Raw genomic sequence first — 24,512 nt, forward strand, 5'->3', positions numbered from 1 at the left:
CACTATAAAGTAATAGAGGCATAGGAGCACCCCGTCGGGTAACTTCTATGCCTCTAAGCTTAGTATTTTTTTATTTTTCGCGTGGTGGTTGCATCTGATGGCGAATTGCACTGTTAGTCAGGGTGACATCCGTTGCAGGTGTTGTAAACAGTGGCGTCGTTTCCTCCAAAACATCGCTAAACTCTAAACCGTACCAAATTGCGGGTGAGGGCGTGATGTTCTGCAATAAGACACGGCCACCAATTAATAACCGATCGAGCTGGCGCATAGTGGGATAACTCGCTAAGTCCATGATTTGTTGGTTTTGGACCACGAATTTGAAGTCGCCAACTTGCCGGTGTTTCTCAGTTCCAAAATGCGGATGTTGCGGATCAATAATACGATTGGCAATCAGATTGGTCACAATTTCGCGGAGATAGATGGTGACGTGTTGTGACTTTTTGAATCCGAGATTGAGTTGAACTTCGACAATGTTGCGAGTACCTAGCATATCGACACTGTAATTACAGTCATAAGGTTGGTTGGTTTCGTTAATCGTAATGAACCAGTAAACTTTTGCGCGTTTAGGTCGCTTATCCAAGATTGAGTACAGGATCGTTCGTTTGAGTCGATAATGGGCATCGACTTTGGCTAAATAAACCAGATTAGTGGCAAATAATGGGATTCGATCGTCGTGACTCAGTTGGGTGAGTTGTTGGCGATAGTCTAATAGACTGACCAGTTCGGCATCTTGATTATAGTGAAGCCGGCGCCGATTACCGAAGTACCAAGCCACCATGACGAGGAAAATAATCAGTGTCAGCCCTAACGTCAAATAACCGCCATGACTGAATTTGGTGAGACTGGCCGTTAGAAAAATCGTCTCCAGGCAACCAAAGCCGAGACCAAGTGTGATTGCCAGACCGCGGTGTCCCTTGGTTAAGACCCACTGGGTAAGCAGAATCGTGGTCATTAACATTGTAATGGTAATGGCTAGACCATAGGCGGCTTCCATGTGCGCTGAAGTTTGAAATAGCCACACGATGGTGAGGGTGACGCCGCATAATAGCCAGTTGATGGCGCCAATATAAATTTGGCTACGGATCTGGCTGGGGTGCTTGATGATCATTCGGGGGAGAAATTTTAGCCCAATTGCTTCATCCACTAACGTATAGGAACCGGTAATCAAGGCCTGCGATGCGATAATTGCGGCGATCGTGGCGAGAATGATGGCTGCGACTCGCAGTTCTCCCGGAATCATTTCATAGAAGGGGTTGAGGTTGGTCGCGTTGCGATATGCACTGACCTGATAATGTTGCATAATCCAGGCCCCTTGACCGAGATAATTTAAAATGAGTGTTAGGAAGACGAATGGCCAAGTGGCGTCAATATTAGCTTTCCCGACGTGTCCCATGTCCGAATATAAGGCTTCGGCGCCAGTCGTTGCTAGGAAGACGCTTCCTAGAATAAAAATACCCATTTTATTGGTTGGACTGAACAACACTTGAATGGCATAGACTGGGGAGAAAGCTTTGAGAATCACAGGCGCGCGCGTGATATTAATGGCACCCATCACACCGATTCCAGTGAACCAGAGGAACATCATTGGACCAAAAGATTTTCCAATCGTGGCGGTGCCGAAACCTTGGATCATGAATAAGAATAACAAGATTCCGGTAACGGTTAGCGGAATTAACCACGGATGCTGACTAAAACTAGTCATGCCGGGGAGCCCACGCAAGCCTTCAACGGCTGAAGTAACAGTAACCGCTGGCGTTAAGGTACCATCGGCCAGCAATGCGGCACCACCAATCAGTGCCACGAGAATCAACCATTTGGCACGATGACGAACAAGCGCGTACAACGCAAAAATGCCGCCTTCATGGTGGTTATCCGCTCGTAAGGCAATCAAGACGTATTTAATCGTGGTGATGAGCATTAGCGTCCAAAAAATCAGTGAAACGGCGCCAATCACATAGTTAGGCGTCGCCCGTTTTAATGGTCCAGCATCATTAATGATGGCGTTCATGACGTATAGCGGTGAAGTCCCAATGTCACCATAAACGACTCCCAGCGTGATTAACATTCCAAATAATGTTCGTGATTGAACCTGTTGTTTCTCCATGGTGACAGCCCTCCAACGACCCAATCTAATTGGTGCCTCATACTATACTAGTTTTCAAACAACAGGGATAAATTTATCGACTGAAATAAAATAAATTATCACTTTTCAGCGGGTCATTGTGTTAAGTGAGTGAAGATTCTCAGTAAAAAACGGCCACCATCACTGGCGGCCGTTTACATAGGAACTATTTTTCAACTTTTGCTTTTGCCAATTGCGTTGGACTCAGCTTTGAATGTTTGACGGAGTAGGTAAAGTAGACCACCATGCCGATTGCCAACCAAATGACAAATCGTAACCAGGTCACTGGTTTCAAATTAATGAGTAGAAAGATACAGCTGATAATGGACATGATTGGGACAAATGGGACCCAGGGCGTGCGGAATGGCCGCCGTAAGTTGGGTTGCGTTTTTCGAAGCCGGAGAATTGAGAAGGAGACCAATAAGAAAGCGGTCAAGGTTCCGATGTTAACCAATTCGGCTAAGTCTGCTAACGGAATGAAGCCACCGATGACTGCGGCAATCGCGCCGAATAACACAGTCGAGGCAACGGGGGCGCCACTCTTTTTGCTGATGCGGCTGAATAATGGTGAAATTAAGCCGTCACGCGACATTGAGAAGGAAATCCGAGTTTGTCCATATAAGCAGACCAGCATAACGGTGGTCATCCCAAGAATCGCGCCAAGATCAACTACGCCGGCCATCCAGTTTTGACCAGATAGCACTAAAACGGCTGAAATAGGATGGTCGATATATTTCGCGAACATCCGGAATGGAACCACGCCGGTCATAATCGCGGAAACGGCCACATAGAGGACTGTACAGATCCCGAGTGAGAGGAGCATTGAACGCGGCAACGTCTTAGAAGGTTCCAGCGTTTCTTCAACACTAGAAGAAATGGCATCGAATCCGATGAAGGCGAAGAATACGCTTGAAGCGGCGCCAAAAACGCCTTTCATGCCATAAGGTAATAGTGGCGTCCAGTTGGCTGGTTTGACGAAGCGGATTGCGGTAAAGATGAACAATAGCACGACCGCGATTTTAATGACAACCATAATATTGTTGACGCGTTTCGTTTCTTTCACACCAAATGAGAGTAGCGCAGTGATCAATAGAATAATGGCGAAGGCCGGCAAATTGAAGAAAGTGGTCACCCCTGGCGTTGATCCGGGAGCAGCCGTTAAAATTGTTGGTAGTTTTAAACCGAAGCCAGCTAGGAAAGATTGAAAATAGCCTGACCAGCCAGCAGAGACGGTTGAAACGGCGAACAAGTACTCCAACATTAAATCCCAGCCAATGATGAAGGCGACGATTTCCCCAAGTGTCGTGTAAGAGTAGGTGTAGGCCGAGCCACTTTCAGGAACCATCGCGGCAAATTCGGCGTAGCAGAGTGAGGCGAATAAGCAGGCGATTGCTGCTAGTACGAATGAGATCATTAATCCTGGGCCAGCAGTCAGGGCACCAGTCCCGGTTAAAACGAAAATCCCGGTCCCAATGATGGCGCCAATCCCCAGCATAGTTAGATCGAAAGTTTTGAGTTCCTTTTTCAATGGACTGTGATAATTGGCTAACATATCCCCAATATCTTTTTTACGAAGCAAATGCGTGTGTGTTAAATCCATAAAAACCGCCCCATTTCGATTTAGTGGTGCTCATTCTAGTCGGATTTTAGAAAATTGATGTAGTTGTTTTAACTGATGATTTTATTTTGATTAGCTATAATAACTAAAATTGATGATTTTCCCCAAAAATGTGTGGCAATTCGATATTAACTTATTAATTGTTAACCATTTCTGACTAAATAAAAAGGGTTAGAAAACTAAGGCTTATGCTGCTTTTGATGCCTATTGGTAAGCGAGCCGCTTTGTTAGCTTAACTTTGAAGCATGGCACTAAAATTTTAATGATAATGTCAAAAAAAAAGCAATGCCGATTAAGCATTGCTAAGATTGGTGTCGCCGATAGTAACGATAGGCGACGATTAATAAAATAATAATCAGTAAGATCCCAATGGCACCTTTTGGTCCGGCAATCCGTTCTGTTAAATGAAACATCCGAATTGGTCCGAGCCCATGAATTCCTAACATTGCGAGCATAATGAACCCTCCTGACGAGATTATTACTTTTTTATTGAAAAAAAGCAACAATTATAATCGTAATGATTATTAACAAATCACTATCTGCGGTAAAATAAAAATATCATTAAAATAGGTGGGTGCCTCAATTGCAATATATTTTGCCAATCATCAATGTCATCATTGTCCTAAATGCGGTGGCAGCGGTTGTGACGGTCTTTCGTGATCGGCGTGATATTGCGGCGACTTGGGCATGGTTGTTAGTTCTAATCATGATCCCGGTTGTCGGCTTTATTGCGTACGCGTTCATTGGCCGTAAATTACCGAAGAATCGTTTGTTCCGTTTGAAAAAAGAAACCCAAATTCGTTTGGAACAAATGATTCAGCGTCAAAGAGATGAGTTAGGCTCTGATTTAATGCCAGCCGACGCGGTTACTAGCTCTGTACGTGGCATGGTTAGTCTCTTTTTGAATTCGGATGGCGCATTACTGAGCCGTAAGAACCGCGTGAAGATTTACACGGATGGTCATAAAAAATTTCATGATATGTTTCAAGACATTGAAGCAGCCAAACAACATGTTCATATTGAATATTACACATTCTATAACGATAAGATTGGTAACGAATTGTTACATTTATTGGAACGTAAAGCTGCTCAAGGGGTGGATGTGCGGGTCCTTTATGATCCATGGGGGTCTATGGGAACCTTTCGGAGTTTCTTCAAACATTTAGAAGAACTTGGTGGTCATGCGCGGCCGTTCTTGGGCGCACGTTCAGCAGTTTTAGACTTCCGACTAAACTTCCGAGATCATAGAAAAATTGTTGTCACGGATGGTCGCGTGGGGTACGTTGGTGGGTTTAACGTTGGTGATCAATACTTAGGTCGTGATAAAAAGTTCGGTTATTGGCGTGATACGCATTTGCGGATCGTTGGGTCTGGGGTGTTTGAATTACAAGAACGCTTTATTCGAGACTGGAATGCCACCGATACCGAACACCGCATCATGCCAACTGCAGAAATGTTCCCAGTAATCAAGGTGAAGGGCCATACGTCATTGCAGATTGTTTCCAGTGGCCCTGACAATGATGGTCAGCAAATCAAGATGGGTTATATCAAAATGATTATGACGGCTCAAGACCATCTTTGGATTCAATCGCCTTACTTGATTCCAGATGATTCGGTTTTAGACGCGATTCGTATTGCGGCCATGTCAGGCGTTGATGTACGGATTATGGTTCCTGATAAACCGGATCACGCTTTTGTTTATCGGGCAACGCAATATTATGCCCGTGAATTAGCGGAAGCCGGCGTGAAAATTTATTATTATAATAATGGATTTATTCATGCTAAGACCATGGTCGTCGATGGTCAAGTTGCTTCAGTCGGTTCGGCCAATATGGACTTTCGGAGCTTTAAATTAAACTTTGAAGTCAATGCATTCTTGTATGACACAGTGTTGGCGGAAGAGCTTGAAGCGGCCTTTCTGGAAGACCAAGCATTAAGTAGCTTGATTACAGTGCAAGATTTCAAAGACCAATCTAATTGGTTGAAGTTCAAACAAACCTTTTCACGATTATTATCGCCAATTCTATAAGAAAAAATCACTAATTTAGTTTTCAAAATAGCTAAATTAGTGATTTTTTTGATTTATATATTAGTGGCAATTTCTAAGTTGTTTATAAATATTATAGCGTCGGTCGTAAAACAATTTCGTTAATATCGACATTATCCGGCTGTTCAATGGCAAAAACGATGGAAGCAGCAATATCCTCGGGACGCAATTTTGGGACTTGTTCCAAGTTGGCATTTCTCTGGTCTTCGAAGAAACCAGTGTTAACAAATGCTGGTGAAACCATCATGGTTCTAATATGTGAGCTGGCTTCTTCTGCGCGGACACCAGCCATAATTGCCCGAACACTAAACTTGGTGCTGGCATAAACGGTATTGTTTTGGCCAACTTGGTGACCAGCAGTCGAATCAGTTGCAATAATTTGGCCACCTTTTTGTTTCTCCATCACTGGAATTGCAGCGGCTAAACCGTATAAGACGCCCTTAACGTTGATGTCAATCATTTTTTCCCATTCATCAACTCTGATCTCATTCATCGGTGCAAAGCTCATCACGCCAGCATTTAAGTCCAAAACATCAATTCGGCCATACTTAGCTAAGGTAAAATCGATTAAAGCTTGAACATCGGCTTTTTTACTGACATCGGTTAGTTTGAAAATTGCCTGACCACCCGCTTGTTGAATCATTTCAGCAGTGGCTTGCAGGTCAGCTTCTTTGCGAGCAGCTAGGACAATTTGATGACCATGACTGGCTGCTAATAATGCCGTTGCTTTACCGATGCCACTGGTTGCGCCAGTGATAATGATCGTTTTTAGTTGTGGCAAGTGTGTTTGCCTCATTTATTCTATAAGTTTATTAATCATAATGATTAATTTTATTCAAGACTGAGAATACCATAGTTAGCCGAATCTACAAATTACTTGTTCGACATAACCTGCATTAGAATTGGAAGGCACTAGTGATTTGCTAGGTATTCTCTAAATAGAGTTGTTTGAGCGTATTGATATCGGCGACACTTAGGCCAATAACTTCCCGTAAATAGCCGATGCCGCCACCATAAAGGTCGTCAAAAACATGAAAGACCATCTTTAAATTGTCAGCTTCGACATCTAGTGCTGAATTAAAATGGCTGGCAAGATCGCCGTTATTGGCTTCGGTGATAATACTGTTATTATCGAGCTGATCCGCAGCCATGAAAACGGCATTTGTCAGCAAGTAGTCTTTGATAATGGTCTCACGGGGAATGTCGAGCGCTGTCATAATCAATGTCGCAGCCACGCCGGTCCGGTCTTTTCCGGCTGCACAGTGAAATAAAACGGATTGCTCTGGCTGATCATTCGCTAAGAGTGTGGCGAAGAGATTTTGCCACACTTTGACCGGATGACTGTCGGTAATCATTTGGGCGTATGTCTGGGCATCGAAGCTATCATCGACCATGATCCGTTTAATTAGGCGTTTTAAGCGATGGTCAAAGCGCCGGTTATCGGTAAATGGATAGACTGACGTGTTCATATATTTGGTTGATTTGGGATAGTGGTCAGGGGCCATCTGTGCCTCGCTAGCTTGTCGGAGATCAATGTCGTAACGCAAGCCGTAGTCTTTTAAATAGGCGAGGTCATGTCGACTGAGCAAGGACATCCCACCGCAGCGTAGTAACTTTTGCCATTTAATGGTTTGACCGCCGGTAGTTTCGTAACCACCCAGTTCACGGAAGTTGATGCCGTGTTCTAAACGTAAAACACGATTATGTTCCATTTAAATTACCTCGATTAATCGTTTTCTTAATTATAACCGCTTTCATCAGCCTTGTGACAAAAAGAAAACGACTTGAGTCAGTTACAACTCAAGTCGTTCATTTTAATCACCGTTGTAAATAGAATTTTTAACGACTACATAGTCACACTTAGTAATGGCTTTAAGATCACGACCACCAGCATAAGAAATTGATGACTGGAGATCTTCTTGCATTTCATTTAAGGTGTCCGCTAAGTGCCCACGATAAGGAACGAGCATTTGCTTGCCTTCGACATTTTTATGTTCGCCTTTTTGTGTTTCACTGGCTGAACCATAATACTGTTTGTATGTTTTACCGTCAATTTTAAGAATGTTGCCAGGTGATTCTTGATGTCCGGCAAGCATTGAGCCAATCATGACCATGGTAGCTCCAAAACGGATTGATTTGGCAATGTCACCGTTGGTCCGAACGCCACCATCAGCGATGATTGGTTTACGAGCGGCTTTTGCACACCAACGAACCGCGGCTAATTGCCAGCCACCAGTCCCAAAGCCAGTTTTGACTTTCGTGATGCAGGCTTTACCTGGGCCGACACCGACTTTAGTCGCATCAGCGCCGGCATTTTCCAAATCACGGACGGCTGCAGGAGTTGCGACGTTACCGGCAATCACGAAGCTAGCAGGCAAGGCCTGTTTGATATGCTTGATCATTTCAATCACACTGTCAGCGTGACCGTGGGCGATATCGATCGTGATGTATTCAGGCACAATTTTGGCTGCGGCGAGTTCATCAATAAAATCGTGCTCACTTGGTTTGACGCCAACAGAAATCGAGGCAAAAAGTTTCTCAGCATGCATGGTTTCAATAAAAGCTCGCCGTGTTTCTGGCGCAAACCGGTGCATGATGTAGAAATAATCATTATCGGCCAACCATTTAGCTAAATCGTCGTTAATGACGGTTGCCATATTGGCAGGGACGACGGGAATCTTGAAACGCCGACCACCGAGTTCAACGGTTGTATCTGCTTCCGAGCGGCTATTAATGACACATTTGTTCGGAATTAATTGAATATCTTCGTAATCAAAAATCTCCATGAGTCAGCACTCCTTTAACTTATGCCCAGATGTTGTGGTTGATGACGTTAGTTTGATCACGGTCTGGACCGACAGAGAAAGTCGCCAGTTTCACGCCAACCAATTCTTCAATACGCTTCAAATAGTTCTGTGCGTTAACGGGTAGCTCTTCCCAATTCTTCACACCGGTAATATCTTCGTCCCAACCTGGCAATTCATCATAGATTGGTTTGCAAGCTTCGAGTTCTTTCAAGCTGGCAGGGTAGTGATAAATCGTTTCGCCATTTAAATCATAAGCAGTACAGATCTTGATGGTCTTTAAACCAGTCAAAACGTCTAAACAGTTTAAGCTTAAGTGTGTTAAACCGGAAACTCGTTTGGCATGCCGTAAAACAACACTGTCAAACCAGCCAATTCGACGGGGACGCTTGGTAACAGTCCCGTATTCATGGGCGGTTTCGCGGATGAAATTGCCAACTTCGTCAAAGAGTTCGGTTGGGAAAGGACCATCACCAACGCGTGACGTGTAGGCTTTTAAGACGCCGACACAATTGTCAATCTTAGAAGGGCCAACACCGCTACCAATAGTGACCCCACCGGCAACTGGGTTAGAAGACGTTACGTAAGGGTAGGTTCCTTGGTCAATATCGAGCATGACACCTTGCGCGCCTTCAAATAAAACACGTTTACCAGCATCTAAGGCATCATTGATGACAACTGAGGTGTCGGTGACAAATGGTTTTAATTGTTGACTATAGTTATAGTAGTCTTCGAAAATATCGTCGAATTTAAGTGGTTCCAAATCATATAACTTCGTGATAATTTGATTTTTTTCTTTTAAGTTACGTTTTAATAATTCAGCAAAGGTATCTTTATCAAGTAAATCAGCGACCCGAATCCCGATACGTTCGGCCTTATCCATGTAAGCTGGACCGATGCCTTTATTGGTCGTCCCAATCTTGCCACCAGCTTTAGACTTTTCTTGGGCACCGTCTAAAACAATATGGTAAGGAAGAATGACATGGGCCCGATTGGAGATACGTAAGTTATCCGGTTGAACGCCGTTGTCGCGTAGATATTGTAATTCTTCTACTAAAGACTTCGGATTTAAAACAACCCCGTTACCGATGATGCTAAGCTTGTCATGGAAGAAAATACCAGATGGCACCAAGCGTAATTTGAAAGTTTTACCATTAAATACGATGGTGTGGCCGGCATTGTCGCCGCCTTGGTAACGTGATACCACATCTGCTTCCTGACTTAAAAAGTCAGTGATCTTTCCTTTACCTTCATCGCCCCATTGGCTACCTACTACTACGACTGATGCCATGTTTTCCACCTCATTAAATTATTTTAATTATGAATGATTAATAGCAGTGAGTGGCAGAACGTTCACCACTCCAACAGGAATGAGTATAGCAATTTTAGTGACTGAACGCAAGCTTAAAACCGAATGTTCTTGATTTGCAAGTGTCTAATCGTTCATAGTTATTCAATAAATATCCTCATAATGGGTTATTACAATGAAAATGGATGAAAAAACAGTCGAGTTTTTCATTGTTCGTTCCTATGATTTGAAAGTGAGGTATGATATAATAATGTTCGTGTTTTGATGGTAAATCAGTAAATAGAAATGAGGATTAGCAATGATTGATCGTTATACGCGGCCTGAGATGGCCAAAGTGTGGTCCCTGGAAAACCAGTATCAAGCTTGGTTGGAAGTTGAAATCGCTGCCGATGAAGCCTGGGCTGAGTTAGGTAAGATTCCAGCAAGTGATGTCGCTAAGATTCGTGAAAATGCTAAGTTTGATGTTGACCGGATTGCGGAAATTGAAGCCGTAACTCATCATGATGTGGTTGCTTTTACGCGCGACGTTTCCGAATCATTGGGGGATGAACGTAAATGGGTCCATTATGGGTTAACCAGTACTGATGTGGTTGATACTGCGCAAGGCTATCGTTTAAAACAAGCCAATGCGATTATTCGCCAAGATTTACAAGATTTACGTGCAACATTGGCGCAACAAGCTAAAAAATATAAATATACCGTTGAAATGGGCCGGACACATGGTGTGCATGCCGAACCAACGACCTTTGGGTTGAAGTTGGCGCGTTGGTATTCTGAAATTAATCGGGATATCGAACGCTTTGAACATGCTGCAGCCGGTGTGGAAGCAGGCAAAATCAGCGGAGCAGTTGGGACGTTCGCCAACATTCCACCATTTGTTGAACAATTTGTCTGCGATAAGTTAGGTATTCGTGCCCAAGAAATTTCAACGCAAGTCTTGCCACGTGATCTACACGCCGAATACATTGCCACTATGGCTTTGATTGCGACGAGCGTGGAAGTCTTCGCCACTGAAATTCGTGGCCTACAAAAATCAGAAACGCATGAAGTAGAAGAATTTTTCAATAAAGGTCAAAAAGGTTCATCAGCGATGCCACATAAGCGGAATCCAATTGGTTCTGAAAATGTGACTGGGCTGGCCCGGGTCATTCGTGGTCATATGATGACGGCCTACGAAGATGTGCCACTATGGCATGAACGTGATATTTCGCATTCTTCTGCGGAACGAATCATCTTGCCAGATACAACCATCTTAACGGATTATATCCTTACTCGAATTAATAAAATTATCGGAACGCTGACTGTTTTCCCAGAACGGATGAAGGAAAATATGGGTGATACTTACGGGTTGATTTACAGCCAACGCGTCTTGTTGAAACTGATTGATACTGGGATGTCACGTGAAAATGCCTATGATTTGGTGCAACCATTAACAGCCAAGTCTTGGGATGAACAATTACAATTCAAGCCGTTGATTGAAGGCAATGCTGAGATTCGTCAACATTTGGATCAAGCAGCGATTGATGATGCGTTTGATTATCACTATCACTTACGTCATGTGGACGATATTTTTAAGCGTTTAGGGTTAGATGATTAAAATGATTTAATTGTGCGCTACCTAGTTAACTACTGGGTGGCGTATTTTTTTATTGAAATTCAAATTTTGAGGTTGGAGTAGTGTGTTGACCAACATAGTTCTTTGCCAGTTGAAGAAAGCCTTAATTTAACGGTAAACCCGTGAATTAGGGCCTTTTTGTCATATTAATTTATTGAAATATCAATTATCATATACTTGTGGTTACAGGGGGAGTAAACACATGCAACGATGGTTTAAAAAATTTGGGATGTGCTTAGGCTTATTACTGCTGTTGAGCAGTGTGACGGCTTGCGAGCCACGAAATCCAGCGGTTTTAAAAAATGAAAAGTGGACGTTAACGGTGATCACACCCCAAAAACGGCTACTAGGCCGGACTAGTTTTACGACTAATCAGATTAAAATCCAGTCGACCACTGGTTCAAGAATCAGCTGGATGTACTATTTCAATTCGGATGATGACTTAGTGATTCAGACGGGACGTTACGCGGGGACTTATGTGCTCAAAAATAATGCGCGTGATTTTCAATTGGTGCCAATTAAAGACGCCACGCAAACATTGGAAATTCAACGACTAAAAAAGTAAGAAGGGATCTTCAATGCAAGCATTAATTGCAATTGATTCATTTAAAAATTCTATGACCAGTATCCAGGCCAACCAACTGGTCGCAACCGCGTTAGCTGCACACGGAATTATGTCACAGCAGATAGCGATTGCGGATGGCGGTGAGGGCACAGTTGCGGCTTTTTTAGCCAATCAGCCTGGCGGTGAGCGGCTAACGGTTGCGACCGTTGATGTAGCGCAACGACCAATCAAAGCCACTTACGGTTATTTTGCGGCCGAGCAGTTAGCGGTGATTGAAGTCGCAGCGGCATCCGGAATTCAGTTTTTAAGTGGTGGCTTAAATCCAGCCAACACTAACAGCTATGGGACGGGGTTGCTGATTAAGGCAGCGCTTGAGCACGGCGCGAAAAAAATTATCATTGGACTAGGTGGTAGTGGCACGGTTGATGGTGGCGCTGGAATCTTGCGAGCCCTTGGTTATCGATTCTTTGACGCAGCCCATCATGAGCTCGAGATGGTTGGCGCGGATTTGGGACGGGTTGCTGAGATAGACGCGACGCAGGCAAATACTAAGTTAAAACATGTTCAATTTATCAATGCCTCAGATGTGACGAATCCATTGACTGGCGAACAAGGTGCGGCTGCTATTTTTGGTCCACAAAAAGGGTTGGCTGTAGAAAAGGTGGCGCAATATGATTGTGCAATGCAGCATTATCTGACAGTTGCCACTGGAAAAGTCAGTGCTCATCTTGGCGATGGTGCTGCCGGTGGGATTGGGTTTGCCTTACGTTATTTCTTAGGTGCTCAGGTAAAATCTGGCTTTAAACTGATTGCAGAGTTGAGCCAGTTAGCGGCTCGTGTTCAGCGAGTCGACATAGTCATCTCTGGTGAAGGCCAGGTTGATGACCAGAGTTTTATGGGTAAAGTGCCAATTCAGATAAGTGAACTAGCTCAACAAGCCGGTAAAAATTGTTATTTATTGGTTGGTAATCAAAAGGGGGCAAATCAGGCATTCGCTGACCACGGTGTCACGACAGTTTTGCCAATCGTAGATCATGTTTCAACTTTGGCGGAGGCCATGCAACAAGGACCGGCTAATCTTGAGCGAATGGCTGATCGGCTGGGACGGCTCTTAGCTGCAAATTAAAAATCAATCTAAAAAACCGTTATTTTCAGTCAAATTGACATGAAAATAACGATTTTTTTAATCAGTTAAATAATGGTCTAAAAAGGCCGAAACGTGTTTTTCGTATTCTGCTGGGCCAATCCAAAAGCTTTCGGCGTGAGTTGCATTCGGTACCTGCCACATGGATTTTTGTCCGCCAGCTGCTTGATAGTTCTTTTTGAGCATCCAGCTGGGAACGTAGACGTCCTTCTCGCCGTGGATAAAGAAAATCGGCAGTTTGTTGTGTCGTAACTGTTCAACGGAACTGACGTCACTCAAAAAATAGCCCATGCGATGCCGATTAATAAAGCTTACGATTGGCACAAATGGGAATTTTGGCAAATGGAATTGGCGTTTGAGCAAGTAAGCCAGTTCTTCTTCGACACTCGTGTAACCGCAGTCGGCAATAATGGCCTTAACTTGCGGTGGCAGGACTTCACCACTCATCATTTCAACCGTGGCACCACCCATGCTTACGCCAAATAAGACGATTTCTGCTTGTACCCCAGTTTGATCAATGACTTCATCGACCCAGCCGAGATAGTCGCGCCGATCTTGCCACCCAAAGCTGATGTATTTCCCAGCACTTTGACCATGTCCGCGATCATCGGGCAGGAGGACGTTATAACCCATGTTATGGAACATATAAGCATAGTTAGCCATTGTTTCACCGTCACCTTTATAACCATGAGAAATGATGACAGTGCGGCGACTGGTATTCTTAGCTGGCACGTATTTTGCCACGAGGTGGTTGGCTTCGTCGTTAATATTTAACTGCCAGTCTTGAGTGGGCTGGCGATGTAACCAATTGACGTATGACCAATAGGCATCGGCGTATTTTTGTTTGTCTGCCGAGGTTTCTGGAACGTAATCGACACGTTTGAAAGCAAAGTTATATAACTTTTCACTTGCAATTAATGTTGCTGAAAATAAGGCGATGGGGGTCCCTAAAGCGGCAATCCAACTCCGTTTTTTCATCTAATCAACTCCTTAACTTCTTACTTGGTAATGATACTACCTGATGATTTGTGATTGCAACTTTTCTGAAAACGATTGGGGCTGAAATCGCTGCAACGAAGTCACTGAGTAAAATGGTGTGGGAAATAAAAAACCATCGCTTTACGCGACGGCAAAAGGAGTAGTTCGTTTCGTTAGGTTTGAATGCCCAGCGAGACTTTTTTCATTAACTTTGGAGGAGTAAATGAAAAAGATATGGTGACTGAGTGACAAGTTCAATCACCATAACAATAGTATACCCGTTTGATAGTTAAAAGGTAAGCGTCGTGACTGCTTAGTTTAGTGAGCGTTCATAAACCTTGCATGCTTAGGCAATGTGCATGTTCACCCCAGGCCCTCGTAAGCTGGTAATAAAAACCACCGTATCGGGGAATACGGTGGAAAAAGGAGTAGGGCAGACATGCGATGGGGAGTCGCATGTCATTATGAATTTCATTACTTTGGAGGAGTAAATGAAAAATTTTAGGTTGTTTTATAGCTCATTGAGGTGTTCCTCAATTGCTATGATGTAATCATAGCCGGACCGTGTGAAGAATATGTGACTGAATCCGTTCAATGTTGTGAAAAATTCACTAAGCCTTTATTAAGGCCTTAATCATTGTTATGACGGCTATTGAGATATGATTTTGTTCAATAAAAAAACCATCGTATCGGGGAAATACGGTGGTAAAAAAGGAAGTAAATTAAGTTAGGTTGTCTTGACATAAATTCATTACTTGGAGTGGTAATTGAATTAAGTTAGTTGTCGTTAAGGAATGGGGAGTTCCTTAATGACTATGAACACAGTATAACGGGGAGTCTTGAAGAAAGTATGACACCAGAAAGCTGAAACTGTGATCCTTGATTGAAAGAAATTAGGCTTGGGGGCAGGAGTAGGATGAGAAGGCACAATTTTAATAAGCAAACCGTGCGCAGTCACTCAGCACGTTCTTACAGACTGGCAATAAAAAACCACCGTATCGGGGAATACGGTGGAAAAGGGAAGAAAAGTAGGTTGTATACATATGAATTCATCACTCGGGGAAGTAATTGAATTTTAAGTTTAGTCGGTCGTTAAGAAACGGGGAATCTCTTAATTGACTATGAACATAGTATAACGGCGGGTGATGAAGAATTTGTGATGTCAACGTACTAAAGTCGTGACTTTGCATTGAAAAATTGACTGTTTTTACAAAGTTTATAACTAATTGAGGTCAGATGTTTTGTTATGATAACTCCTAAACATTGTGATAACGGGCTTTTGGCTGGATTGAAAGTGGCGACATGCTATAATTGCTGGCAAAACAACTTGAAAGTGTGACTAAAAATGAGCATCAAAATCGTAACAGATTCTTCGGTCCAGTTAACTGCTGCCGAAATTGAACAATATGATATTCAAATCGTGCCCCTGCTAGTCGGTTTTGGTGGCGAATTGGTCCAAGATAATACCATTTCACGTGAAGACTTTAATCGTCAAATGGCGGCCAGCGACCTATTACCGACGACGAGTCAGCCGCCAATTGGATCGTTCGTAACACTTTACGACGAGTTGACGGCAGATGGTAGTCAGGTTTTATCACTACATATTACGGAAACTTTGAGTGGGACTGTTAATGCGGCTCGCCAGGCAGCACAACTGGCGACAGGCGATGTGACAGTGGTAGACTCGCAGTCGGCGGATCGTGGGATGGCTTTTCAAGTCCTGACGGCTGCCCGGATGGCTCATGCTGGGGCTGATTTGGCGACGATTTTAGCAAAGATCGCGGTTATTCGGCGTCAAACCCATGTTTATTTGTTTGTGGATACTCTCGACAACTTGGTTAAAGGTGGCCGGGTGCCTAAAATTGCCGGTGTGGTGACTAATTTAATAAAATTGAAGTTTGTTTTTGAGCTTATGGATGGCAAGCTCAAATTGTATACGCGTGGTCGCGGAAAAAAAGCTTTGATTAAAGCACAGACTCAAATTCTGGATGACTTGGCAGATGTGACCCGGGTTGAAGCTGCTGGTATCTCGTATGTTGGTGAGGATGCGGTTGCGGCTGCTCCTCGTGATTTAATGATGAAAGTCGCCCCCGAGACAGATTTGTTGGTTGACCGCACGAGTCCAATTATTGCGACACATACTGGTATCGGAGCATACGCTTTAATGCTTTATGTCGTAGATTGAAAACTTATTGAACAAAATACTATCATTTTGTCCTTTAGCTTGCTATAATTAAAACAACATATATTTAGAGCCGTGTTGGTGCACTGTTCTGAGCCTAACCACCATTTTAATGATGACTAGACCCGGATGGGTGCGCTATTTTTTTGACACTTTTTCCCTCAAAAGAAAGTAGGAAATTTTTTGGCATATCTTCTCAATAATCCATTTTTTGGTATCGGGCTAACCGTGCTGGTTTATGGGATTGGCGAGTATTTTTATCATAAGACGAATCGTTTTGTATTATTCCAACCGCTGTTTTTTGGAATGTTGCTTGGGATTGGTTTACTGGTATTGATTGCGTCGGCCCTCAAAGCACCGTTGCACAAAGTTTATCAAGCCTATCAGATTGGTGGCGACTGGTTATTCTGGTTCGTTGCTCCGGCGACCGTTTCTTTTGCAGTCCCACTGTACAAACGAAATGATATTTTTAGAAAACACTGGGATGTCATTTTGGTGGCGTTGTTCCTAGGACTATTATTATCACTGTTTGGAATTTACGGTGTCTCCCGCTTGATGGGGCTTACGGATGCTGCTTTGGGCGCCATGCTAGTCCAAGCGGCGACAACGGCGATTGCGTTACCAGTCGCAGAGTCAGTTGGTGGTGATCAAGCGATTGCGGCCTTTGCGGTAATTTTAAATTCAGTCTTGATTTATGCACTTGGCGACCATTTTATTCGCTGGTTCAAGTTGCACAAAAATCCGTTAGGTGCGGGACTAGGCTTCGGAATTGCCGGGAATGCTGTGGGTGCGACCAAGGCAATTGAGGTGAGTGAAGCGGCCGGTGCGACCGGTGCAATTTCTTTCGTGATTGCGGGAATCTTGGTGAATTTCATGGTTCCAAGTTTCGCACATCTAGTTGGTTTAGGTTAGGAGGCGCGTATGAAAAAAACAAAGTTTATTAAGCAAATTATGATCTATGGCGTGATTCTGCTGGTCAGTAGTTTGATCTCTGAGTTGGTTAATCAAATTTGGCCGGGCTTTCCGATGCCACCAGCCTTGATTGGGATGATTATGCTATATCTTTTGCTAACGTTGAAAATTGTGAAGTTGGAACAAGTTGAAGGCGTCAGCAACTTCTTTGTTCAAATTATTAGCCTGATTTTTATTCCATCTGGTGTGGCATTGGTAACGAAGTTAGATGTGTTAAAAGCAGAAGGGGTACAGATTATTATCGTGGTCGTTGTATCAACGCTGATGTTGTTACTTTTCACTGCAGGTATTTCTTGGCTTCTCATTAAAGTTAAGGAATATGTCGTCGCGCGTCGTCAACAAAGTTCAATCGAAGTCGAGGAGGATTAATAACCTGTTATTAGGTCCGGGTGGTGTTGGATTTACCGTTTTGGTAGATCAAGCACCAGTCGGATTTAATTGTTTTTGGGGTTGTTATTTTGATAGTCGAAACGTGTTCGGCCAACCTGAGAGTTCGGCTTGCTACGCACAGTCAACCACTCGGAAAATCGTCGAGTAATTGACTGTGCTAGGCAATGCTCACTCTCAACCTGGTTGACCTCGCACTCTGCACAAAAAAAGCCACTACATCATGGATGCAGTGGTCAAGGAGTAGGAAACATCAAAGTGGGGGCTTTGATGAACCCCATTCATAAGACTTGGGGGAGTCTATGAATGAAAGTGATTATTAATCGGCATTATGGCAGCAACACCGATTACAATCTTAAAACTAAAGAATATTAATGATCGATAGTCAGTTGATCACTTTCTATCAATCTGCGACTATTATAATTGCAAACGCTACCGGCTGCAACTAATTGCGCTGGTAGATTAGTCTAATTTAATTCGCGGCTGAAAATCCGTTGCAAATAAGCCCATACTATAAAGGTCGAACCGTTCCCCGTCACGCTTGACGGCAAGCGTGTTCGTGCCTTCAAATTCAAAGCCACTATTTTGGTAAACGGCAATCGCGGCGTGGTTAGTTGCGATGACGTCCAAACAAACTTTAAACAGATTTAACTCGTTGAAACCGTAATTAAGCATGAGATTTAAAGCTTCCGTACCGTAACCTTTGCCACGGTCAGCAGGATCACCAATCGCGATGGCTAGCTGGGCAATCTGGTTGGTCCATTCAATATTATAAAGGGTCACGAAACCAAGTAAACGGTTATCTTCCTGACTACGAACATGAAAGTAAAATTCTGTGTTTCGGTCTAAATTACGATAGGTTTGCTCCAATGCTTCGCCAGAAAGTGGTCGTGCAGGTGCTGTGTCTAAATTCCGTAAAAAATCACCCGTAGTATACCAATCACTAATTTCATCAAAATCCTCGGGTTGTGGTACTGATAGGGTGAGTCGGGGGCCAGCTAAAATATTTTTCAAAATGAAATCCTCTCCTGTTAAACTAATATCCCTATCATAGCTCACTGAGTCAAAAAGCACTACTAACGAAATATTTACATTTATTTTACAGATTAACTTGGTTAAAATTTACGTCTAATCAGTATGCTAGGGTTAACCATTTGGTGAATATTAGTGTAAAGAAGTGATAGGATGCAACGGTTGCATATAATTCAGATTTCGGATACGCATTTGACGCCCCACGGTCAAGTGCCAGCTCATCATCAAAATATTGATCCCTGGATGAAACTGACGGCCATCATTCAGGATATTCGGACTTTACCTTATCAGCCAGATTTGATCGTGTTTACCGGCGACTTAGTTCATAGCGGTAGTGCGGACGATTACCAACGATTACATGGCGTTGTCCATATGATGAAAGATGAATTTAATTGTCACGTTCGGGTGATCTTGGGAAATCATGACACGCGTGAAGCGTTCTATGAAGGTTATTTGCCCGCTAATCCAGGGCCATATTATGCCAATCGGATGCGTATTGGCAATAATGATTTTTATTTTTTAGACTCAAAAATTGACGGCTTTCAAGCAGGTTGGTTGCCCTCGGCCCAGCTACAGTGGCTTGGAAAGCACCTCCGTCAGGCACCGACCAAACGGGCCTTTATATTTTTACACCATCCGTTAGACGGGGCACCAATGGAAAATATGCACTATGCAATTTTACAAAATACACCAGAATTATTATCGGTCCTTCGCGGCCATAATATCGGTGGGGTCTTTTCTGGACACGTTCATTTTCCAACCAGTTATTTAAATGGCGATAGCATCTTGAACGTGGTCGCTGGCTCGGCCTCATTTGATATTGATTGTACCGATCCGCAGTTACACGAAATTCGCGAGAGTAGTAGTTATCAAATTATTACGGTTGATCGTGGTCAAGTGGGCGTCACGGTGCGCCAGTTGTTACAACAATCGGCTGTCTTGGACACTTTACCGATTCCGTCAACGCGTTTTTTGACCAAACGACCGGCTAATTTATAGTGCTGTTAGCGTTTACATTATGAACCGCGTATAATGAGGATAAACAATAAGGGGGCTTTTGAAATGTTAAAACATTGTCACTTGCACCATGAACGGCGTCCAAAATTATCACGGCGGGGTCGCCAACAGATTGCACCGGTAGCGGCGTTTGAACTTGTTGCGTCCAGCATTGCGATTACGGATATTATCCGTGCAAAGTCATTTCGTCGTGGTCACAAAATCGGCTGGTTATTACTGGCTTTCGTTCAACCAATTGGGCCATGGCTATACTTTATGTTTGGCCAATCCCGAGACTAAAAAATTTGAGCAAACTAAAAGGTCGACCAGCGATGGTCGACCTTTTTACTATTCTGCATGACTTAAATTTAATCGTTGTAACTCACTTGTATGGGTAATCCCAAGCTTGGCTTGGCATTCTGGGCAGAGTCCATACACTTCCATATTGTGTCCAGTGACTAAGTAACCTGAAAGTTTGGCGGCAGTTTCATCAATGCCACTTAAATCGGGTTCAAAAACGTCGGTAATTTTACCGCAATTTTCACAAACGACATGATAGTGAGGCCGCCCAAAGAAATCATAATGAGTGCCGGCATCGCCGTTTTGTAATTCAATCACAATGCCCAAATCAACAAACAGCTTTAAGGTGTTGTAAACCGTCGCCAGGCTTAAGTTCGGGAGTTGAGATTCCAGAGCCTGATAGATGGTCTCCACGGAAGGATGATTATGGTGAGTAACGAGGTAAGTCAGAATAATCTGACGCTGCGGGGTTACTCGAATTTTGTGATCCTTTAATTGTTGTAAAGCTTGCGTTAACATATCTTCTGCCACGACGCGGTTCCCCCTTTGCTAAGATTCACCCCTATTAAACCACACTTATTAGAAGGATTCCAATTTAGAAACGTTATTAATAGAAATTTTTGACAAATTTAATGATCCAGAGAAAAAATAAAGTGCCTTGGATGAACACATCCTAGGTACTTTTCAGCTAAGCATAGAAAAGGTGTGACCAAAGGCACTCTTTGATCACACCTTTTTAAGGTTCATCAGTGGTAACTGATTTAAGCGTTTCACCGACAACTGCAGTTTGTGACCAAACGAGTAGTTGTGCTTGCACATTTTCCAGAATTTTCATGCCAAGCTGATAATCACGTTCAGAGCTAATACTGTTGAAACTTAAGGTGCAGGTGCCAGCAAAAGTGCTTGCGGCGATTTCCATAGTCGGAGCGGTCCGAAAGGCGCCAGAAAAGACGCAATTAACCACAGTTAAGCCATGAAATTGTAAGCGCTGCTGGTCAATGACCCCAAAATTAGTATACGTTAGCGGCTGCTGGGCAAGCCAACGCTTTGTTAATTTTCGCATGAGGCTGACAGGCATCGTATGGTTCATTTTTTGTAAGTTGGTGAGTCGATATAGAAAGGCTGCTCGCGTGCGTTCCGTGGTTAGTAAATCGTGCACATGTTGGACAAGCGCAGAGAACGGCGCGTCGACATCAACCTTAACGTTGAGATAAACCGCACCGGTTAGATTGGCAACCCGGGTTGTCTTCGGTTGTTCTTCGGCAAAGTGTCGGAAGTTGATTGGACACGGCAGTGTAATCGTAGTGTGCCCAGTTAAAACCTGCAAAGCCTTTGCGTATGCGGCCAAAATTGCCTCACTAATACCAACATTTTGCGCTTTAGCAACCTTACGCACTCGCATAAATTGTTTGCTCGTTAGCATAATGTGACCAACATGGCGCAAATTCATGCCTTGATAATGTGGCAATTTGACGTTGTTGAGTGGTAGCTCCGGATGCCGATTAGGGCGTTGGAACTGGCGTTGGAGTTGCGGCATAACCGAACGTAGTCGCCGTTCATTCGTGAAACCAGTCAAGTCATCAAGGTTATAAGCTTGGGATAGTAAGTAAAGGTATTCTTTAAAGCCAACGCTATCAGTTAATAGGTGGCTCATGAAAGCTTGTAGGACATCATATTGGTCATGATGAATCACAAACAAGCGTAATTGTGGACCAGTTTTAAAGTTAAAGTCAAAATTTTCAGGGCTGTACGGACTCTGTGCCTCAATGACGACATCATCAACTTGTTGGTTAACGACTTCGAAGCGATTGTGATCCGCTTGGTAGTGCGCAAAAATCTCGGGGACGATTTGCGCAGTAGATAGGACCGCGGCTTTAAGCCGTTCTACATCGATTTTACTAGAAAAAACCAACCGTGAACGCATCAATGGCGCGGTGGTATCTGTTAGTAACATATTTAAAAAATCTAGCGCTTCACCACGATAATACACAGTAACAACCCCCGATCAAATTCTCTAATAAACAGTATAACAGACTAGGTATGTGTGAGATGGGTGGGAAGCGTTGTTTTGAAAAAAGTTAATAAAAGAATTTTTGGAGGGATTTGTTGTTTATCGTTTGAGGGACAGATGGGTCAGTTGTTTAAAGGTCAAAATATATTGGAAGTACTGTGATGTCAACCGCTACCGTACCTGAATTAGTATTACGGTGAGCGCTTTGTCAGTCAGAATCCTTGTGCTATGAGGGACAGCCGTAGCCAAAGTACGGTCTGCGACTTCAATTCAAAGCCGGTCAACCGCGTGCCCTACAAGATTAGACGATCAAGCACGTCGTTCAATCTTGTCAACACAGCACAACGGTTCTGATTAACGCTGCTGAGTATAAATAACTGATTTATCTCCTTAAAACCACTGATTAGTTGGAAGTTGTTGCTGATAGTATCGAACGTGCAGGTGACGTTTGCCCGGCGTTGTTTGCCGGCCTTACACCACGGACGGTCCGGGAGATTTGCGGTTTTGACAAAGTTTCCGGCGAGGGTCGAGACGTTTCTTAGGCTTGACCCGGTCCCTCGTTCGCATGTTATCAGCAACAACCGGAAACGGCAATGATCGACTTTACCGCCTGATTATTGACATGGCGGCACAGATCGGCAATTTTTAACTTTTCACTTTTAGTTAGCGATTCAATAATTAGCTCAATATTTTACAATATTTCTGAAAATACTTGAAACCGGTTCCGCAAGTATTTCAAAAAAGGGGTATACTTAAGATAAATACAGCTTAAAGGAGTGTCCAGTACATGAAAATTGTTGCACTTGTTGGTAGCATTCGACATGCCTCGTACAATCAAAAATTAGCCGAATATGTGAAGAACCGTTACGCGGACCAGATGGATGTGACCATCCCGTCATTACGTGAGTTACCATATTATGACCAAGATATTGAACTAACTGCACCTGATAATGTTAAGGCTTTCAAACAGTTAGTACTCGACGCAGATGGCGTTATTTTTGTCACACCTGAATACAATCATAGTATTTCAGGCGTACTTGAAAATGCGATCGATTGGCTTTCTCGGGTTGAACATCCGTTAAAAGGCAAACCGGTGATGATCTTAGGTGCCACGATGGGACCACTTGGAACTGTCCGTGCACAAGGTCATTTACGTCAAATCTTGGATTCACCTGGGGTAGCCGCATTAGCGATGCCTGGTGATGAATTCTTGATGGGCTTAGTTCAAAATAAGATTGATGCTGCGGGGAATATTACGGATCAACCAACAGTCGATTGGCTCGATCATTGTACGCAAGACTACCTTAAGTTTGTACAGCAAGTGGCCAAGAACACGGTCAGTGAATAAGAATTAAAAAAATAAGCGTTGAGGGGTAATTTCAGATGAACAGAGAACGTAAGTTGATTTATGTCATTCTAAATGATGAAGATGTTGAATATGATTTGGAAGAATTGCCAGATGAATATGTTGTTTATATTCGCCAGCAAGCCGGAGATCCACGCGACTTACCGTTAGTAAATACTGAAGTTCAGAACTTATTTAAGGATGCCGGCTTGGACTTTGCTGAAAAGGTCAAACCAACTAACAGAAAAGCTGATATTGTTTTAACTGTTAAGCGGACAAGTGTTACTGATGACTAATTAAGTCGGTCCGAACCGCTGACTGTTATTTAGGCACTATTTCCATTATGATAAAGTATAAATTGAGCGCTGGAAATCATTTTCCGGCGCTTTTTCTTTTGGAGGAAAAGTCATGACGATTGATGAATTGTATCACTTAATGTTAACCACCATGGGACCGCAGCATTGGTTGGAGCCCGGTGTTCCGCCAGCAGAAACGCCTTGGGAAATCTTGTGGGGTGGCGTTCTCGTTCAAAATACGAATTGGCGGAATGTTGATTATGCGTTGGCTAATTTGAAGACTGCTACCCAATTTGAACCGCAGCGCTTATTAGCACTAACTTCGGCTGAACTGACTGCGATAGTCAAGCCAGCAGGATTCTATACGCGCAAGGTTCCGACACTGCAAGCATTAGCGGCTTGGAGCGGTCAGTATGGGTTTGATTTGACTCAGATCAGAGCTTTACCAGCCGCACAGATTCGACGGGAGTTAAAGGCACTCAAGGGAATCGGTGATGAGACGGCTGACTATTTTTCGATGTATGTTTTTGATAAACCAACGATTATTGTTGATACTTATTTACGGCGTTTATTCACGTGGCTAGGCGTACAATTACCGAGCGCTTACGTGAAGGCCCAAGCCTTGATTGCCGATAATTGGCATTATGATTTTACCTCGGCCCGTGAATACCATGCCTTGATTGTTGAATTTGGTAAGCAAGTTAAAACAACCGCGGACTTTCAACAGTCTTTTCTAGCTGACCAGCAATTGCACTTACAATAGAAAGTAAGTTAACTAATAAAGCCGTT

Annotated in this window: 23 protein-coding genes; 12 read left to right on the plus strand and 11 right to left on the minus strand. The window is 43.4% G+C overall.

The genetic code is table 11. The features are described 5' to 3' along the window. Positions 1-70 precede the first annotated feature (70 nt). The 3 genes from FFM64_RS08535 to FFM64_RS12335 form a co-directional block, all read right to left on the minus strand. Positions 71-2,104, minus strand: a complete 2,034-nt coding sequence (locus FFM64_RS08535) for a KUP/HAK/KT family potassium transporter (protein ID WP_137607593.1) — start codon at positions 2,102-2,104, stop codon at positions 71-73. Between the two features lie 184 nt (positions 2,105-2,288). Further along, the gene (locus tag FFM64_RS08540; RefSeq protein ID WP_137607594.1) at positions 2,289-3,722 is read right to left on the minus strand and encodes a branched-chain amino acid transporter BcaP; all 1,434 of its coding nucleotides are present in this window, start codon (positions 3,720-3,722) and stop codon (positions 2,289-2,291) included. A gap of 320 nt (positions 3,723-4,042) precedes the next feature. After that, complete coding sequence (locus FFM64_RS12335) at positions 4,043-4,195, minus strand: hypothetical protein (protein WP_171000352.1); 153 nt, start codon at positions 4,193-4,195, stop codon at positions 4,043-4,045. Between the two features lie 128 nt (positions 4,196-4,323). Between FFM64_RS12335 and cls the strand changes: the two genes are divergently transcribed. Continuing rightward, positions 4,324-5,769 carry a cardiolipin synthase gene (gene cls, locus FFM64_RS08545; protein ID WP_171000354.1) on the plus strand — a complete coding sequence of 482 codons (1,446 nt, stop codon included), beginning with the start codon at positions 4,324-4,326 and terminating at the stop codon, positions 5,767-5,769. Between the two features lie 91 nt (positions 5,770-5,860). Here the strand turns inward: cls and FFM64_RS08550 are convergent, their stop codons facing one another. The 4 genes from FFM64_RS08550 to FFM64_RS08565 form a co-directional block, all read right to left on the minus strand. Next, complete coding sequence (locus tag FFM64_RS08550) at positions 5,861-6,568, minus strand: SDR family oxidoreductase (RefSeq protein WP_223876936.1); 708 nt, start codon at positions 6,566-6,568, stop codon at positions 5,861-5,863. A gap of 142 nt (positions 6,569-6,710) precedes the next feature. Beyond that, positions 6,711-7,499: a tyrosine-protein phosphatase gene (locus tag FFM64_RS08555; RefSeq protein ID WP_137607597.1), complete on the minus strand. Its 789-nt coding sequence runs from the start codon at positions 7,497-7,499 to the stop codon at positions 6,711-6,713. 102 nt (positions 7,500-7,601) lie between these two features. Beyond that, a complete protein-coding gene (locus FFM64_RS08560; protein WP_137607598.1) occupies positions 7,602-8,573 on the minus strand; it encodes a GMP reductase in 972 nt (323 codons plus the stop codon). Between the two features lie 19 nt (positions 8,574-8,592). Next, positions 8,593-9,882, minus strand: coding sequence for an adenylosuccinate synthase (locus FFM64_RS08565; RefSeq protein ID WP_137607599.1), 1,290 nt, complete (start codon positions 9,880-9,882; stop codon positions 8,593-8,595). A gap of 316 nt (positions 9,883-10,198) precedes the next feature. Here FFM64_RS08565 and purB point away from each other — a divergent pair, with 316 nt between their 5' ends. The 3 genes from purB (at position 10,199) to FFM64_RS08580 (ending at position 13,206) form a co-directional block, all read left to right on the plus strand. Next, positions 10,199-11,497: an adenylosuccinate lyase gene (gene purB / locus FFM64_RS08570; RefSeq protein ID WP_137607600.1), complete on the plus strand. Its 1,299-nt coding sequence runs from the start codon at positions 10,199-10,201 to the stop codon at positions 11,495-11,497. Positions 11,498-11,717: 220 nt separating this feature from the next. Continuing rightward, positions 11,718-12,080 (plus strand): hypothetical protein, encoded by a 363-nt coding sequence (locus tag FFM64_RS08575; RefSeq protein ID WP_137607601.1) that lies wholly within the window; start codon positions 11,718-11,720, stop codon positions 12,078-12,080. Between the two features lie 13 nt (positions 12,081-12,093). Next, entirely contained in the window at positions 12,094-13,206 is a 1,113-nt protein-coding gene (locus FFM64_RS08580; protein ID WP_137607602.1) for a glycerate kinase, read from the plus strand. A gap of 57 nt (positions 13,207-13,263) precedes the next feature. Here the strand turns inward: FFM64_RS08580 and FFM64_RS08585 are convergent, their stop codons facing one another. Further along, positions 13,264-14,202, minus strand: a complete 939-nt coding sequence (locus FFM64_RS08585; RefSeq protein ID WP_137607603.1) for an alpha/beta hydrolase — start codon at positions 14,200-14,202, stop codon at positions 13,264-13,266. Positions 14,203-15,547: 1,345 nt separating this feature from the next. Here FFM64_RS08585 and FFM64_RS08590 point away from each other — a divergent pair. The 3 genes from FFM64_RS08590 to FFM64_RS08600 all read left to right on the plus strand — a co-directional run bounded on the left by FFM64_RS08590 (position 15,548) and on the right by FFM64_RS08600 (position 17,725). Continuing rightward, positions 15,548-16,387, plus strand: a complete 840-nt coding sequence (locus FFM64_RS08590; RefSeq protein WP_137607604.1) for a DegV family protein — start codon at positions 15,548-15,550, stop codon at positions 16,385-16,387. Between the two features lie 180 nt (positions 16,388-16,567). Further along, positions 16,568-17,296 carry an LrgB family protein gene (locus FFM64_RS08595; protein ID WP_137607605.1) on the plus strand — a complete coding sequence of 243 codons (729 nt, stop codon included), beginning with the start codon at positions 16,568-16,570 and terminating at the stop codon, positions 17,294-17,296. A 9-nt stretch (positions 17,297-17,305) separates the two neighbouring features. Continuing rightward, entirely contained in the window at positions 17,306-17,725 is a 420-nt protein-coding gene (locus tag FFM64_RS08600) for a CidA/LrgA family protein (protein WP_137607606.1), read from the plus strand. 480 nt (positions 17,726-18,205) lie between these two features. Here FFM64_RS08600 and FFM64_RS08605 read toward each other — a convergent pair whose 3' ends face one another. Next, complete coding sequence (locus FFM64_RS08605; protein WP_137607607.1) at positions 18,206-18,757, minus strand: GNAT family N-acetyltransferase; 552 nt, start codon at positions 18,755-18,757, stop codon at positions 18,206-18,208. 171 nt (positions 18,758-18,928) lie between these two features. Here FFM64_RS08605 and FFM64_RS08610 point away from each other — a divergent pair, with 171 nt between their 5' ends. Next, complete coding sequence (locus FFM64_RS08610; protein WP_137607608.1) at positions 18,929-19,774, plus strand: metallophosphoesterase family protein; 846 nt, start codon at positions 18,929-18,931, stop codon at positions 19,772-19,774. Between the two features lie 63 nt (positions 19,775-19,837). Then, a complete protein-coding gene (locus tag FFM64_RS08615; RefSeq protein WP_137607609.1) occupies positions 19,838-20,071 on the plus strand; it encodes a PLD nuclease N-terminal domain-containing protein in 234 nt (77 codons plus the stop codon). A 48-nt stretch (positions 20,072-20,119) separates the two neighbouring features. On the opposite strand, the gene FFM64_RS08620 is transcribed toward FFM64_RS08615, so the two are convergent. Both FFM64_RS08620 and FFM64_RS08625 read right to left on the minus strand, forming a co-directional pair. Beyond that, positions 20,120-20,602, minus strand: coding sequence for a Fur family transcriptional regulator (locus tag FFM64_RS08620; RefSeq protein WP_137607610.1), 483 nt, complete (start codon positions 20,600-20,602; stop codon positions 20,120-20,122). A 205-nt stretch (positions 20,603-20,807) separates the two neighbouring features. Then, the gene (locus tag FFM64_RS08625; RefSeq protein WP_137607611.1) at positions 20,808-22,061 is read right to left on the minus strand and encodes a hypothetical protein; all 1,254 of its coding nucleotides are present in this window, start codon (positions 22,059-22,061) and stop codon (positions 20,808-20,810) included. 808 nt (positions 22,062-22,869) lie between these two features. Here FFM64_RS08625 and FFM64_RS08630 point away from each other — a divergent pair. The 3 genes from FFM64_RS08630 to FFM64_RS08640 all read left to right on the plus strand — a co-directional run bounded on the left by FFM64_RS08630 (position 22,870) and on the right by FFM64_RS08640 (position 24,486). Further along, entirely contained in the window at positions 22,870-23,430 is a 561-nt protein-coding gene (locus FFM64_RS08630; protein WP_137607612.1) for an NADPH-dependent FMN reductase, read from the plus strand. Positions 23,431-23,465: 35 nt separating this feature from the next. Continuing rightward, positions 23,466-23,723, plus strand: a complete 258-nt coding sequence (locus tag FFM64_RS08635; protein WP_137607613.1) for a hypothetical protein — start codon at positions 23,466-23,468, stop codon at positions 23,721-23,723. Positions 23,724-23,835: 112 nt separating this feature from the next. Further along, entirely contained in the window at positions 23,836-24,486 is a 651-nt protein-coding gene (locus FFM64_RS08640) for an endonuclease III domain-containing protein (protein WP_137607614.1), read from the plus strand. Positions 24,487-24,512 lie beyond the last annotated feature (26 nt).

This window comes from Lactiplantibacillus daoliensis, from assembly GCF_005405005.1.
GTDB classification, from domain to species: domain Bacteria; phylum Bacillota; class Bacilli; order Lactobacillales; family Lactobacillaceae; genus Lactiplantibacillus; species Lactiplantibacillus daoliensis.

What these genes read in the sequence shown, in the direction of transcription:
- FFM64_RS08535 (WP_137607593.1), bottom strand. Translation starts at nt 2,104, where the DNA reads ATGGAGAAACAACAGGTTCAATCACGAACATTATTTGGAATGTTAATC.
- FFM64_RS08540 (WP_137607594.1), bottom strand. Translation starts at nt 3,722, where the DNA reads ATGGATTTAACACACACGCATTTGCTTCGTAAAAAAGATATTGGGGAT.
- FFM64_RS12335 (WP_171000352.1), bottom strand. Translation starts at nt 4,195, where the DNA reads ATGCTCGCAATGTTAGGAATTCATGGGCTCGGACCAATTCGGATGTTT.
- FFM64_RS08555 (WP_137607597.1), bottom strand. Translation starts at nt 7,499, where the DNA reads ATGGAACATAATCGTGTTTTACGTTTAGAACACGGCATCAACTTCCGT.
- FFM64_RS08560 (WP_137607598.1), bottom strand. Translation starts at nt 8,573, where the DNA reads ATGGAGATTTTTGATTACGAAGATATTCAATTAATTCCGAACAAATGT.
- FFM64_RS08565 (WP_137607599.1), bottom strand. Translation starts at nt 9,882, where the DNA reads ATGGCATCAGTCGTAGTAGTAGGTAGCCAATGGGGCGATGAAGGTAAA.
- purB (WP_137607600.1), top strand. Translation starts at nt 10,199, where the DNA reads ATGATTGATCGTTATACGCGGCCTGAGATGGCCAAAGTGTGGTCCCTG.
- FFM64_RS08575 (WP_137607601.1), top strand. Translation starts at nt 11,718, where the DNA reads ATGCAACGATGGTTTAAAAAATTTGGGATGTGCTTAGGCTTATTACTG.
- FFM64_RS08580 (WP_137607602.1), top strand. Translation starts at nt 12,094, where the DNA reads ATGCAAGCATTAATTGCAATTGATTCATTTAAAAATTCTATGACCAGT.
- FFM64_RS08585 (WP_137607603.1), bottom strand. Translation starts at nt 14,202, where the DNA reads ATGAAAAAACGGAGTTGGATTGCCGCTTTAGGGACCCCCATCGCCTTA.
- FFM64_RS08590 (WP_137607604.1), top strand. Translation starts at nt 15,548, where the DNA reads ATGAGCATCAAAATCGTAACAGATTCTTCGGTCCAGTTAACTGCTGCC.
- FFM64_RS08600 (WP_137607606.1), top strand. Translation starts at nt 17,306, where the DNA reads ATGAAAAAAACAAAGTTTATTAAGCAAATTATGATCTATGGCGTGATT.
- FFM64_RS08610 (WP_137607608.1), top strand. Translation starts at nt 18,929, where the DNA reads ATGCAACGGTTGCATATAATTCAGATTTCGGATACGCATTTGACGCCC.
- FFM64_RS08615 (WP_137607609.1), top strand. Translation starts at nt 19,838, where the DNA reads ATGTTAAAACATTGTCACTTGCACCATGAACGGCGTCCAAAATTATCA.
- FFM64_RS08630 (WP_137607612.1), top strand. Translation starts at nt 22,870, where the DNA reads ATGAAAATTGTTGCACTTGTTGGTAGCATTCGACATGCCTCGTACAAT.
- FFM64_RS08635 (WP_137607613.1), top strand. Translation starts at nt 23,466, where the DNA reads ATGAACAGAGAACGTAAGTTGATTTATGTCATTCTAAATGATGAAGAT.
- FFM64_RS08640 (WP_137607614.1), top strand. Translation starts at nt 23,836, where the DNA reads ATGACGATTGATGAATTGTATCACTTAATGTTAACCACCATGGGACCG.